General features: G+C 57.3%; 12 protein-coding genes. 6 read left to right on the forward strand and 6 right to left on the reverse strand.

The features are described from left to right. The first annotated feature begins 66 nt into the window (after positions 1–66). The 3 genes from E4O97_RS26930 to rarD all read left to right on the forward strand — a co-directional run bounded on the left by E4O97_RS26930 (position 67) and on the right by rarD (position 3,076). Positions 67–969 carry a LysR family transcriptional regulator gene (locus E4O97_RS26930; RefSeq protein WP_248162776.1) on the forward strand — a complete coding sequence of 301 codons (903 nt, stop codon included), beginning with the start codon at positions 67–69 and terminating at the stop codon, positions 967–969. Positions 970–1,050: 81 nt separating this feature from the next. Beyond that, on the forward strand, positions 1,051–2,067 hold the full coding sequence (locus tag E4O97_RS26935; RefSeq protein WP_032875432.1) for an aldo/keto reductase: 1,017 nt from the start codon (positions 1,051–1,053) through the stop codon (positions 2,065–2,067). A gap of 127 nt (positions 2,068–2,194) precedes the next feature. Next, positions 2,195–3,076, forward strand: a complete 882-nt coding sequence (gene rarD, locus E4O97_RS26940) for an EamA family transporter RarD (RefSeq protein WP_032875435.1) — start codon at positions 2,195–2,197, stop codon at positions 3,074–3,076. A 54-nt stretch (positions 3,077–3,130) separates the two neighbouring features. Here the strand turns inward: rarD and E4O97_RS26945 are convergent, their stop codons facing one another. Further along, entirely contained in the window at positions 3,131–4,360 is a 1,230-nt protein-coding gene (locus E4O97_RS26945; protein WP_248162777.1) for a DUF6543 domain-containing protein, read from the reverse strand. Between the two features lie 164 nt (positions 4,361–4,524). Continuing rightward, on the reverse strand, positions 4,525–5,601 hold the full coding sequence (gene hppD, locus E4O97_RS26950) for a 4-hydroxyphenylpyruvate dioxygenase (RefSeq protein WP_032875438.1): 1,077 nt from the start codon (positions 5,599–5,601) through the stop codon (positions 4,525–4,527). A 426-nt stretch (positions 5,602–6,027) separates the two neighbouring features. Between hppD and E4O97_RS26955 the strand changes: the two genes are divergently transcribed. Beyond that, complete coding sequence (locus E4O97_RS26955) at positions 6,028–7,569, forward strand: EAL domain-containing protein (RefSeq protein ID WP_216091408.1); 1,542 nt, start codon at positions 6,028–6,030, stop codon at positions 7,567–7,569. A 174-nt stretch (positions 7,570–7,743) separates the two neighbouring features. After that, positions 7,744–8,109, forward strand: a complete 366-nt coding sequence (locus E4O97_RS26960; RefSeq protein WP_032875443.1) for a histone-like nucleoid-structuring protein, MvaT/MvaU family — start codon at positions 7,744–7,746, stop codon at positions 8,107–8,109. Positions 8,110–8,220: 111 nt separating this feature from the next. Here the strand turns inward: E4O97_RS26960 and E4O97_RS26965 are convergent, their stop codons facing one another. Then, entirely contained in the window at positions 8,221–8,757 is a 537-nt protein-coding gene (locus E4O97_RS26965) for a DUF4946 domain-containing protein (protein ID WP_078821338.1), read from the reverse strand. A 178-nt stretch (positions 8,758–8,935) separates the two neighbouring features. Here E4O97_RS26965 and gloA point away from each other — a divergent pair, with 178 nt between their 5' ends. Then, positions 8,936–9,457: a lactoylglutathione lyase gene (gene gloA, locus E4O97_RS26970; RefSeq protein WP_005788230.1), complete on the forward strand. Its 522-nt coding sequence runs from the start codon at positions 8,936–8,938 to the stop codon at positions 9,455–9,457. A gap of 83 nt (positions 9,458–9,540) precedes the next feature. On the opposite strand, the gene ahpF is transcribed toward gloA, so the two are convergent. From ahpF to E4O97_RS26985, 3 genes are all read right to left on the reverse strand, one after another. Then, on the reverse strand, positions 9,541–11,106 hold the full coding sequence (gene ahpF, locus E4O97_RS26975; protein ID WP_032875448.1) for an alkyl hydroperoxide reductase subunit F: 1,566 nt from the start codon (positions 11,104–11,106) through the stop codon (positions 9,541–9,543). 130 nt (positions 11,107–11,236) lie between these two features. Further along, positions 11,237–11,800: an alkyl hydroperoxide reductase subunit C gene (gene ahpC, locus E4O97_RS26980; RefSeq protein WP_005788226.1), complete on the reverse strand. Its 564-nt coding sequence runs from the start codon at positions 11,798–11,800 to the stop codon at positions 11,237–11,239. Between the two features lie 133 nt (positions 11,801–11,933). Beyond that, entirely contained in the window at positions 11,934–12,866 is a 933-nt protein-coding gene (locus E4O97_RS26985; RefSeq protein ID WP_248162778.1) for a site-specific integrase, read from the reverse strand. Positions 12,867–12,951 lie beyond the last annotated feature (85 nt).

Raw genomic sequence — 12,951 nt, forward strand, 5'->3', positions numbered from 1 at the left:
CTTCACAGCTTGGCAATCGGTGAAAAATCCGGGTAAAACGACAAGATCTTTAAAGGATTTTTATCAATGGGCTCGATTCTCGACCTTGAAGTCTTTGTGCGCAGCGCCGACACCGGTAGCCTGACCGCTGCCGCCCGTAGCCTCGGCCTTACCCCAGCAGCGGCCAGTATTGCCCTCAAGCGTCTTGAAACCCGGCTCGGCATCCGCCTGCTTGCCCGCTCCACCCGCAGCATGCGCCTGACCGAAGAAGGCCGGCGTTATCTGGACAGTGTGCGAGTGGCGCTGGAAGCCCTGTCCGAAGGCGAACATGCCATCAAGCAACAAGGCCAAAGCCTCAGTGGTTTATTGCAATTGGCCGCTCCCTCGGACTTTGGCCGCAATGTGCTGCTGGGCTGGCTGGATGAGTTCAAGCTCGAGCATCCGAACATCCGCCTGCAATTGTTACTCAACGACAGCAATGCCGATTTGTTTCGCGACACCGTCGATATCGCCCTGCGCTTTGGCGTGCCGAGGAATTCCAGCCTGGTGGCGCTGCCGGTGGTGCCCGGCCACCAGCGCATCGTCTGCGCCAGCCCCGACTACCTGGCGCGCTACGGTGCACCGCAGGTGCCTGCAGATTTGGCGCAGCACAGTACGCTGCGCTACATGCGCCGCGGGCAGGCCAATAGCACCTGGTATTTCCGCCAGGGCACACTGCTGCAGGAGGTCGAAGTCAGCGGCGGCTACCTCAGCGATGACGGCGAAATCGTTCGGCGCTGGGCGCTGGCCGGCCATGGCATTGCCTATAAAGCCAACCTGGATGTGGCCCGAGACATCCAGGCCGGGCGGCTGGTGCCGCTGCTTCCCGACTGGCAAGGCGAACCCACGCCGTTCAACCTGATGTGCCCTCACCGTCTGCAAGTATCGGAGCGGGTGAAAGTGCTGCATCGTTTTTTACAGGCCCGCTGCCAGACATTGCTGCGCGGATGAAGAAATGCGCCCAGGGCTTGTTCCAGAGCCGTCGGGTCTGGTATTGCATGACTCACATTTGCCTGCAATGAGGAGCTTTGCATGATTTACCGCACATTGGGCCAGTCCGGGTTGAAAGTCAGCGCACTGACGCTCGGCACCATGATGTTTGGCGAACAAACCAGCACCGAAGACTCGCTGCGTATCATCGACAAGGCCTGGGACCAGGGTATCAATTTTATCGACACCGCCGACGTCTACACCGGCGGGCGCTCCGAAGAGATCGTCGGCGAAGCCATTGCGCGCAATCGCCAGGATTGGGTGCTGGCCACCAAGGTCGGCTTCGGCCCCGCCGATGGTTTGCCCAACCGCAGCGGGTTGAACCGCAAGCGCATCTTCAATGCGTTGGAAGCCAGCCTTGCGCGCCTGGATACCGATTACCTGGACATCTACTATCTGCACCGTGAAGATCACGACACGCCTTTGGAGGTAACCGTGTCGGCCATTGGCGACCTGATCCGCCAAGGCAAGATCCGCTACTGGGGCCTGTCCAATTATCGCGGTTGGCGCATCGCTGAAGTGATTCGCGTGGCCGAGCGCCTGGGGGTAGATAAACCCATTATCAGCCAGCCGCTGTATAACATCGTCAACCGCCAGGCCGAGGTCGAGCAAATCACAGCGGCGGCAGCCTATGGTTTGGGTGTAGTGCCTTACAGCCCGCTGGCACGTGGGGTGCTCAGTGGCAAGTACGCACCTGACGTTACACCCGAGCCAGGCAGCCGTGCCGCGCGCCAGGACAAGCGCATCCTGGAAACCGAATGGCGGGTGGAGTCGCTACGCATCGCCCAGCTGATCCAGCAATACACCCAGGGACGTGGCGTGGGGATTGTAGAGTTCGCAATTGCCTGGGTGCTGAACAACGCGGCAGTGAGTTCGGCGATTGTGGGGCCGCGTACCGAGGCGCAGTGGGATGCCTACACTCACGCGCTGAACGTAAACATCACGCCTGAGGATGAGGCCTTCATTGATTCGCTGGTCACGCCCGGGCACTCGTCCACTCCGGGGTTCAACGACCTGGGCCATTTTGTTTCCGGCCGCGTGGCGTTGCGAGCGGACTGAAATCTGCCTGATAGCATGGAGATTGAAATGTGGGTGGAAGCAAACTCCCGCCCGCATTCTATTTCTCGCAAAAAACGCCATACTCCCCTCCTGGAACTGGATATGAATCGGCTTTCGCGAGGACAGTGTGTCTAAAGGTGTGGTGTTATCGGTCTTGGCCTCGGTGTTGTTTGCCGTGATGTATTACTTCACGTCACTGCTCACACCGTTGAGTGGTCTGGAGATTTTCGGCTGGCGCATGTTGCTTACAGTACCGTGCATGACGGTGTTCATGATCGTCAGCGGCGAGTGGCGGCGGGTGTGGGAACTGTTGCGGATGTTGGCGGCCAAGCCGCGCCTGATCGCCGGGGTGCTGGTGTCTTCTGCCTTGCTCGGCGTGCAGTTGTGGCTGTTTATGTGGGCGCCGCTGAATGGGCGCAGCCTGGACGTGTCCGTGGGGTACTTCCTGCTGCCGCTGACCATGGTGCTCACCGGGCGCCTGGTCTATGGCGAGCGGTTGTCACGGTTGCAACAGATCGCCGTGGTGTTTGCCGCGCTGGGCGTACTGAACGAGTTGTATCAGGCTGGTGGTTTTTCCTGGGCAACGCTGGTGGTGATCATAGGCTACCCGGTGTATTTCGTGGTGCGCAAATACCTGACCACCGATCATTTGGGCGGGCTGTGGCTGGATATGGCGCTGATGCTGCCGGTGGCCTGGTGGTTTGTGCAGAGCGGCGAACAGGGTTTTGCGGTGCTCGATGTGCATCCCAAGCTATACGGGTTGATTCCGATGCTGGGCTTGATCAGCGCTTCGGCGCTGGTGAGCTACATCATTGCCAGTCGCTTGCTGGCCTTCAGCCTGTTCGGGCTGCTGAGCTACGTAGAACCGGTGCTGCTGCTGGCGGTGGCACTGCTGTTGGGCGAAGGCATCCAAGGCGGGCAATGGCTGACCTATATCCCGATCTGGCTGGCGGTGATGGTCCTGGTGTATGAAGGGTTCAAACATCTAGTGCGTCAACACCGAGCTTGAGTGGCTGGATGGAAGTGGCGCAATGGCGTGGGGTATCCATTCCCCTCTGTCGAGTCAGGTCCTGACTTCGGTCGTCGGTAATTCAGGCGTACCTACGCTTTGTTCAATGACGTCGGCTGTGTTCTCCAACCTTTTCCTCCACTTACCGTAATGGGGGATGTTGCTCTGGATTTGACTGCCCACCCTTTCCAAGTTGGCATCCATCTCTGCCTTATCAACACCAAACACCTTGCCGACACGATTGTCGTGATTCAATTCAAGCAGCGTTCCTTTGATGGGGTCTTTCAGGATGGTTTCGATGGAATTCGCCACGTTGTCAGAAAGACCCAGCGCTTTCAACGCGGTGGCGAGGCCATGCCCAGGACTTCTGAGTTGCTTCAGGAACTCGTCGTAAAGACCCATTAGGTCACTAGCGCGCACGTTGTCCAGGGAGACACTGGTTATTTTCTTGCGGAACTCGTTGAAGGTCATGGGTTCAAGCGGTTTGTTTTGGTTCAACCCGTTTTGGACGAAATAAAATCTCCTCGCCTTGGCGTCCTTTTTTTGGCCGCCGCCTTGCAAGTTTCCATAAGCGTCGTAGCTATAGACGATGGCTTCTCCATCTGGCCGATACCCGACATAAAACGCCTTTCCATCTGGTTCCAGTTTATAGAGCTGCGTTCGCACCAGCCCGTCGACCTGAGCGGGTGGGACCGAGGCGTCTTTGTTCAACCGCTCGAAAATATCCCCCCGCTCATGGCCGAAACTACCCACGACCGCATTAATATCGCCAGCCGCGAACTCGCCGAACTGCTTGTTGACCCGTTCCTGCTGTTTGGGTGCTTCAGGATTGGAAAAATGCTGGGTAAATCGCTTTCGCTCAGTCGGGTCATTGGCTACGTCCTTGAGCCAGGCCGTCATTTCCTCTGCATCCTTGAACTCATGAAACGAGGTCACGTCATCTTCCGGCATATACAGGACGAGATTAGGCCCATCTTCTGTAGGCGGCACCCGCTTGATCACCATCATGTCATTGGACTGGGCGCCATCAACCGCGAATGTCGAGACCTGCACTCCGGGCGCACCCGGTTTGTTGCGTGAGACCACAGCCTTCACCAACTGATAACCCTCGGCACTGAGGGTGTCGCCCAGGAACTCGGTTTCGCCATCATCCAGAAACTTCTTACGCGCCTGATTGACCAGGTCTGCATCATCGGATGAACGCACATAGCGAACTGGCTCGGTCTGTTCCGCTGGTAGGCTGGGCTCGATCGGGCGTTGAGGGGTAGGACAATTCACATTCATAAGCGGACCTCTTCGGAATGGAAGCGCAGGTTTTTCTGCGCTCCTCGCCTCTGTGTGATATTTGAAAAACCATTTGTTCCTATTTCACCGCCCGGCAATTACAACCCGATATAACCGACACAAAAAAACCCGGTAAAAACCGGGTTTTTTCGTTATCCATTGAATTACTCGGCAGTCAGTACGCCACGACGCACCTGGTCGCGCTCAATCGACTCGAACAGTGCCTTGAAATTGCCTTCGCCAAATCCATCGTCGCCCTTGCGCTGAATGAACTCGAAGAACACCGGCCCCATCAGGGTTTCCGAGAAGATCTGCAAAAGCAGGCGCTTATCGCCTGCAATCGAGGAACCATCCAGCAGGATGCCACGCGATTGCAACTGGTCTACCGGCTCGCCGTGGTTCGGCAGGCGGCCTTCCAGCATTTCGTAGTAAGTGTCTGGCGGTGCGGTCATAAAACGCATGCCGATCTTCTTCAACGCGTCCCAGGTTTTGACCAGGTCGTCGGTGAGGAACGCCACGTGCTGGATGCCCTCGCCGTTGAACTGCATCAGGAACTCTTCGATCTGCCCGGCGCCCTTGGATGATTCTTCGTTCAACGGGATGCGGATCTTGCCATCCGGTGCGCTCATGGCTTTGGAGGTCAGGCCAGTGTATTCGCCCTTGATGTCGAAATAGCGCGCTTCGCGGAAGTTGAACAGTTTTTCGTAGAAGTTGGCCCAGTAGATCATGCGTCCGCGATAGACGTTATGGGTCAGGTGGTCGATGACCTTGAGGCCGGCGCCTACCGGATTGCGGTCAACGCCTTCGAGATAGACGAAATCGATGTCATAGATCGAGTTACCTTCGCCGAAGCGGTCGATCAGGTACAGCGGCGAACCGCCGATACCCTTGATCGCCGGCAGGTTCAGTTCCATCGGCCCGGTTTCAATATGAATCGGCTGGGCGCCCAGTTCCAGGGCCCGGTTGTAGGCTTTTTGCGAGTCCTTGACGCGGAATGCCATGCCGCACACCGACGGCCCATGTTCGGCCGCGAAGTAGGCGGCGAGACTGCCGGGTTCGTTGTTGAGGATCAGGTTGATCTCGCCCTGGCGATACAGGTGCACGTCCTTGGAACGGTGGGTCGCCACCTTGGTGAAGCCCATGATCTCGAAGATCGGCTCCAGCGTGCCAGGCGTCGGCGATGCGAATTCGATAAATTCAAAGCCCATCAGGCCCATCGGGTTTTCATATTGGTCGGTCATTTCGATGCCTCATCATTCTTGTAGGTAGCAATTGATCAGTTGCGAGCAAGGATGAGGTTCGAGGGTGGCGCACAGGAAAGACCCCGCACGCTGCGGGCGAGGAAGTCACCAAAGATGAGGGGGGAGCCGAGTAGCTTCATGGTGTCATCAGTCTCTGACGGCCGAGGCTTGCGTGAGCGCAAGTCCATATTCTTGTATGCGTAAACCGATTCTACACAGCGTAAACAGATTTGTCCGTACTCTTATCAAATCCCCATTGCCCTGCTTCGTGCAAGAGGTTTGTAGCAAGCGCGCCGGCTGGTTAAGCACCCGGGACACGCGTGAATGGGCCCACAGCCCAGAATCAACAATAGGTAGCGAGCGTACTTGGGCAATGCCATCTATCATCGGCACATACCCTTCTTTTTTCAGCGACTGACTGTCCCTATGCCCCTGACCTCCAAAGGCCCACGAGGCCGAGCCACACGTTACGTCATCAGCGCAACCTGTGGACTGCTCCCGATTCTGCTGGGGGTCGCGATTCTTTACTGGCAAGCTGAACGCACACTTGAACAAAGCACCACACAAACGGCTCAGGAAGCAGTGCGCCAGTTCGATTTGATGCTCGACAATACCGCCCTCGCCGCCCGGGATTTGCTGCCATTGGCAGGCAAGCCGTGCGATAACGCGGCGAAACTGGCGCTGCGCGAACAGGTCACGCGCCGGCCGTTCGTACGCGCCACCACGTTGTCCTGGCAGAAAAACATTTATTGCAGCTCACTGTTTGGCGGCGACTACCAATCGCCGGTCAACCCGGACGACTATGTGGATGGCCGGTTGTGGTTGATGAATGGCAACCCTGTCACGCCAGATACTGCGTTACTGGTTTACCGCCTGGTGGAGGGTGAGCAAGGCGCGTTTGCCTCGATCGACAGCTACCACCTCACCAATGCCTTGCGCCTGATCAGTCGTTACGCCTATTTGGTGCTGCAAGTCGGGCCCAATTGGCTGGATGCCGACGGCAAAGTGCATAACGACGCAGTGCCCGTGTTCGTCGTGGCGCATCATCACCTGGCGTCGGCGCGCTATCACTACAGCGTCGAGGCCGGGATGCCTGCCGGGGAAACCTGGCGTTATATGCAGGCCCGCTATCCGGCGGTGTTCAGCCTGGTGGCGTTCTTTGGTTTGCTGGCTGGCATCCTCGCCCATTGGCTGCAAAAACGCTCGTCGGCACCCACCCACGAACTGCAACGTGCATTAAGCGCCAACGAATTTATCCCGTACTTCCAACCCGTGGTGCGCGGTGATACGCGTCAGTGGGCCGGTTGCGAAGTGCTGATGCGCTGGAAACATCCTAAAGAGGGCCTGGTGCGGCCAGATTTGTTTATTCCCCTGGCCGAAGACTCCGGCCTCATCGTGCCGATGACCCGCGCCCTGCTGCGCCAGACCGCCGCGCAACTGGCGCCCCATGCCGAACGCTTCAACCCCGGTTTTCATATTGGCGTGAACATTACCGCGCGGCATTGCCAGGACCTCGAACTGGTGAACGATTGCCAGGAGTTTCTCGCAGCCTTCCCGCCCGGCCAGGTCACCTTGGTACTGGAGCTGACCGAACGCGAACTGATCGAGCCCACCGAAACCACCCGCAGCCTGTTTGACGCCCTGCATCAGTTGGGGGTGATGATCGCGATCGATGACTTCGGCACCGGCCATTCCAGCCTCGGTTACTTGCGCAACTTCAATGTCGACTACTTGAAGATTGATCAGAGCTTTGTCGCCATGATCGGTGTGGATGCACTGTCACGGCATATTCTGGACAGCATCATAGAACTGTCAGCCAAGCTTGACCTTGGCATTGTTGCCGAAGGCGTGGAAACAGCAGAACAGTGTGAATACCTCGTCGCCCAAGGTGTGGATTTCTTACAAGGTTACCTGTTCGGCAAGCCGCTACCCTGCGATGAGTTCATTAAATCGTTAGGCAACCGATGAAAGATTGTTATTTGGACAGAAGACATGATTTACTCCAGAGGGATTAACTACTACAATTTTTCTGCCTGTGCAGAACTCGCAGAAGGGTCTTCTTCGTTGACGTCGTGTTAACGTTTCTGGCTTATAGCTTTGTCTGCAGTTGATATCAGCCACTACACTATTGGAGTACAGATTTTGTCCAGACTCGCCGAATTTCGCGCAGCAGAAAAAGCCCTTCAAGAGCAGCTGGCCCAGCTGGAATCCTTGAAGAATGACGCAGGCTTGAAGAAAGAAATCGAATTCGAAGAAAAGCTCAAAAAGCTGATGGACAGCTACGGCAAAAGTCTGCGCGATGTCATCGCCATTCTTGATCCAGCCCCGCGCAAGGCGGGTGCAACCATCGCCGCAGCGCCAAAGCAGCGCCGTGCACGGGTCGTCAAGGTTTACCACAACCCGCATACCGGTGAGCTGATCGAGACCAAAGGCGGCAACCACCGCGGCCTGAAAGCGTGGAAAGAAGAGTACGGCGCTGCCACGGTAGATTCCTGGCTGCGCGGCTAATCATCCCGCACTAAAAAAGCCCCGCACATGCGGGGCTTTTTTGCAGTTGACGGTTCGAAAGCGAACTTAACCAGCCGTTCATTTTGTTCAAAACCACTAAAAAGGGTCGATTCAAAGTTTCAGGCTGTTACGCACCGAACTGACTTCGTCTTTGCTCGCCTCGTAGGCTTGCGCCTGGCCCGCGTAAGAAAATACATAGGCCTTATCTGTATCCACTGCGCCGACTAATGTTTGTGACAACACGTGCCGTCCATTTTCGGTTATCACGCAAGTAGTCTCCAACGCTTCAAGGCGACTCAGTGTCGTAGGATGCATCTTGCTGCACACGCTTTGATAACCGCCCTGGGCGAAATCTTTCTGAATCGATTTGCGCATTTCCAGTAACACGCCTGGAAGATTAACTTTATGTCCGGTTTCAATTGGCGTGCCGGTCAACTCCATGACCATCAGGGTTGCGCCGTTTTCATCATTTTTGATCGCGCGCTGGCGAGACACTGTTTGAGCCTTCGCGGGGACTTCGTCGTCAGGTATGACTTCTTCGACCTGCCAGCCGCTGGGCCAATGAATCTCCGGGTCGGCCGCCAATACGAACGGGCTCCCCAGCATCAGGCACAACGTACTCAACAGCGATTTACGAAACTCGATCATTATGAAAAACGCCCAGGGTTCAAGCCGCAAAGTTTGCGGCCCCGGACCCGCCGCTCGCAAGGGCCGCGTGCGTTTTTTCATTTGGCGCGGCAGGTAGCCCTTGCGTATCATGAGCCGGCAGCACGGATGCTTGCCGCACGCCAAGGGACCGCTTTGCCCCATTTTTTCTGGAGGGCCCATGAGCCTGCACGAACTGAACACCTTCCCGGGCGTCACTGCCCAACCTGACACCGCCACTGCAAATTTTGTGTTTAACCACACCATGTTGCGGGTCAAGGACATCACCAAATCGCTGGACTTCTACACCCGCGTGCTGGGTTTCTCCCTGGTTGAAAAACGCGACTTCCCGGAAGCCGAATTCAGCCTGTATTTCCTCGCCCTGGTGGACAAGGCCCAAATCCCGGCCGACGCCGCCGAGCGCACCCAGTGGATGAAATCGATTCCGGGCATCCTTGAGCTGACCCATAACCACGGCACCGAAAACGACGCCGACTTTGCCTATCACAACGGCAATACCGACCCGCGTGGCTTTGGCCATATCTGTATTTCGGTACCGGATATCGTCGCTGCGTGCGAGCGTTTCGAAGCGCTGGGCTGCGATTTCCAGAAGCGCCTGACGGATGGCCGCATGAAGAGCCTGGCCTTCATCAAGGACCCGGATGGTTACTGGGTCGAGATCATCCAGCCGGCGCCGATGTAACACGCGGCGCGTCTCGCGCAGTACGCAGGAATAAAAAAGCCCCATGATTGCTCATGGGGCTTTTTTGGTTTTTCGCGTGTCACTTATGCCGGGGCTGATGTGCGAATCAAGTGATCGAATGCACTCAGGGAGGCCTTGGCACCCTCGCCCACCGCAATGACGATCTGCTTGTAGGGCACGGTAGTGACGTCACCGGCCGCAAATACACCCGGCAGTGAAGTCTCGCCACGAGCATCCACGATGATCTCGCCGCGAGGCGTCAGCTCCACCGTGCCTTTGAGCCAGTCGGTGTTGGGCAACAAACCGATCTGCACGAAGATACCTTCCAGGTCGATAGTCTTGAACTCACCACTGTCGCGATCCTTGTAGGCAAGGCCGGTGACTTTCTGACCATCGCCTTTGACTTCGCTGGTCAGCGCGCTGGTAATCACATCCACGTTCGGCAAGCTGTAAAGCTTGCGTTGCAGCACCGCATCGGCGCGCAACTTGCTGTCAAACTCAAGCAACGTGACATGGTTGACGATCCCGGCCAGATCAATAGCCGCTTCCACACCGGAGTTACCGCCGCCGATCACCGCAACGCGCTTGCCCTTGAACAGCGGCCCATCGCAGTGCGGGCAGAAGCACACGCCCTTGGCCTTGTATTCCTGCTCGCCCGGCACACCCATCTCTCTCCAGCGGGCGCCAGTGGCCAGGATAACGGTCTTGGACTTGAGGGTCGCACCGCTTTCGAAGCGAATCTCATGCAACTCACCGGCATTTTTCGCCGGCACCAGGCTGCTGGCGCGCTGCAGGTTCATGATGTCCACGTCGTACTGACGCACATGCGCTTCCAACGCACTGGCCAGTTTCGGCCCTTCGGTTTCCTGTACCGAGATAAAGTTCTCGATGGACATGGTGTCCAGCACCTGGCCACCAAAACGTTCCGCCGCTACACCGGTACGGATACCTTTACGGGCTGCGTAGATGGCCGCCGAGGAACCGGCTGGGCCGCCGCCGACAACCAATACATCGAACGCCTCTTTGGCACTGATTTTCTCGGCGGCTTTTTCGAGGCCGCTAGTGTCGAGCTTGGCAAGAATTTCTTCCAGGCCCATGCGGCCCTGGCCGAAGTTCACTCCATTCAAGTAGACACTGGGCACCGCCATGATCTGGCGTTCGTCGACTTCGGCCTGGAACAGCGCGCCGTCGATGGCCACATGACGGATATTGGGGTTCAGCACCGCCATCAGGTTCAGGGCCTGGACCACGTCCGGGCAGTTCTGGCACGACAGCGAAAAGTATGTCTCGAAGCTGAACTCACCTTTAAGGGCGCGGATCTGTTCAATCACTTCGACACTGGCCTTCGACGGGTGGCCACCGACTTGCAACAGAGCCAGCACCAGCGAAGTGAATTCATGGCCCATGGGGATGCCGGCGAAGCGCAGGCTGATATCGGCACCCGGGCGGTTGATGGAGAACGATGGCCGGCGCGCATCATCGCCATCGGTTTTCAGGGTAATCAGCGTGGTGAGGCTGATGACGTCCTGTAAAAGAGCAAGCATTTCCTGGGATTTCGCGCCGTCGTCGAGGGAGGCGACGATCTCGATCGGCTGGGTGACCCGTTCCAGGTATGACTTCAACTGAGCTTTAAGATTGGCGTCCAACATACGGGCGATTTCCTGTTCATTCGGTTTATTGCAGACAAAAAAACGCCCGAGCGAATCTCGCCCGGGCGTTTTGAGGGCGGATGCAGCTTACTTAAGTGCGGATTCCCGCCCTTGATACGTCTTCACAGACTTAGATCTTGCCGACCAGGTCCAGGGACGGAGCCAGAGTGGCCTCGCCTTCTTTCCACTTGGCTGGGCACACTTCGCCTGGGTGGGCAGCGACGTATTGAGCAGCCTTGATCTTGCGCAGCAGCTCGGAAGCATCACGGCCAACACCACCGTCGTTCAGTTCGACGATCTTGATCTGACCTTCCGGGTTGATCACGAAAGTACCGCGGTCAGCCAAGCCGGCTTCTTCGATCAGCACGTCAAAGTTGCGGGAGATGGTCAGGGTTGGGTCACCGATCATGGTGTACTGGATTTTGCCGATGGCTGGCGAAGTGTTGTGCCAGGCAGCGTGGGCAAAATGGGTGTCGGTGGATACGCTGTAGATTTCGACGCCCAGTTTCTGGAATTCGGCGTAGTTGTCAGCCAGGTCTTCCAGTTCGGTTGGGCAAACGAAGGTAAAGTCGGCTGGGTAGAAGAACACTACCGACCACTTGCCTTTCAGGTCAGCGTCGGTCACATCCAGGAAGCTGCCGTTTTTGAAAGCGGTGGCTTTAAACGGTTTTACTTGGCTGTTGATGATAGGCATCGTTGACTCTCCGTCAGGGGTTAAGAAGTTGATGAGATGAATCCTACCGACTCTTTCGGTCGATGGCCCATTGGCAAACCTGATGCTGATGATTGGCTTTCTCTATCAAGTGGCGGTATTAATAGAAGAAATTTCAAATCAGCGGCTGGGTGGTCAGGGTCATGCCGAGAAACGGCGTCGCTTCAACATAGCGCATGGCGGATTTCATGTCGTTCCACCCGACGTAACTCATCAGCGACTTCAAGTCCCAGCCACTGCGATGGGCCCAGGTGGCAAAACCGCGCCGCAGGGAGTGGCTGGTGTATTGCTCGGCGGGGATGCCTGCGCGTTCCAGGGCCTGGCGCAATAATGGGATGACACTATTGGGATGCAGCCCCTCCTCGCCCAGGTTGCCCCAACGGTCGATGCCACGAAAGACCGGGCCGCGAACCAGCGCCGAGGCGCTGAGCCAGTCGCTGTAAGCTTGCACCGGGCACAGGCGCAGCAGCGCTGGCGTCTGGTATGTCTTGCCCAGGTTTTCCCGATCGCCTTTGCTACGCGGTAGGTACAGGCTGATCCCGGCGCCGGGCACAGCCTGGACGTGCTCAATGCTTAATCGGACCAGCTCATCACTGCGAAACCCCCGCCAAAAGCCCAGCAGGACCAGCGCAGTGTCACGCTTGGCGCGCAGCAATCGGGGCTGGTCCTGGTTTTCGCTGGCCTGGCTTGCTTCAAGCGCCAGTGAAGTGACGACCTGCTCAAGATGCTGTAGCTGCAAAGGCTCTGCCTGCCGCTCGCGCGCTGGATGCACGGCACGAATCCCCTTGAGCACCTTGCGCACCACGGGCGCTTTCGTCGGATCGGCAAAGCCCTGGCTGGTATGCCACTGCGCCAGTGCCGAAAGCCGCAGTTTCAAGGTGTTCACCGCCAACACTCCGGCGTGCGCCACCAGATAACGCGCCACGCTGTCGCTGGTGGCCGGCAGAAACCCTCCCCAACTCACTTCGAAGTGCTCGATCGCCGCACGGTAGCTGCGGCGCGTGTTGTCGCGGGTCGCAGCGTTGAGATATCGATCCAGCTCGCTCATGGGTGTCGTTTCGTACTGCCGTCAGGGGAAATGGCGGTTAAAACCGTTATGACACGGGATAATACGCCAATATCCCATCTGTTAA

The organism is Pseudomonas sp. W15Feb34, assembly GCF_023127765.1.
GTDB lineage: Bacteria > Pseudomonadota > Gammaproteobacteria > Pseudomonadales > Pseudomonadaceae > Aquipseudomonas > Aquipseudomonas synxantha_A.

Excerpts from the sequence above, each read along its gene's own strand:
- E4O97_RS26930 (WP_248162776.1), top strand. The coding sequence starts at position 67 with ATGGGCTCGATTCTCGACCTTGAAGTCTTTGTGCGCAGCGCCGACACC.
- E4O97_RS26935 (WP_032875432.1), top strand. The coding sequence starts at position 1,051 with ATGATTTACCGCACATTGGGCCAGTCCGGGTTGAAAGTCAGCGCACTG.
- E4O97_RS26945 (WP_248162777.1), bottom strand. The coding sequence starts at position 4,360 with ATGAATGTGAATTGTCCTACCCCTCAACGCCCGATCGAGCCCAGCCTA.
- hppD (WP_032875438.1), bottom strand. The coding sequence starts at position 5,601 with ATGACCGACCAATATGAAAACCCGATGGGCCTGATGGGCTTTGAATTT.
- E4O97_RS26955 (WP_216091408.1), top strand. The coding sequence starts at position 6,028 with ATGCCCCTGACCTCCAAAGGCCCACGAGGCCGAGCCACACGTTACGTC.
- E4O97_RS26965 (WP_078821338.1), bottom strand. The coding sequence starts at position 8,757 with ATGATCGAGTTTCGTAAATCGCTGTTGAGTACGTTGTGCCTGATGCTG.
- gloA (WP_005788230.1), top strand. The coding sequence starts at position 8,936 with ATGAGCCTGCACGAACTGAACACCTTCCCGGGCGTCACTGCCCAACCT.
- ahpF (WP_032875448.1), bottom strand. The coding sequence starts at position 11,106 with ATGTTGGACGCCAATCTTAAAGCTCAGTTGAAGTCATACCTGGAACGG.
- ahpC (WP_005788226.1), bottom strand. The coding sequence starts at position 11,800 with ATGCCTATCATCAACAGCCAAGTAAAACCGTTTAAAGCCACCGCTTTC.
- E4O97_RS26985 (WP_248162778.1), bottom strand. The coding sequence starts at position 12,866 with ATGAGCGAGCTGGATCGATATCTCAACGCTGCGACCCGCGACAACACG.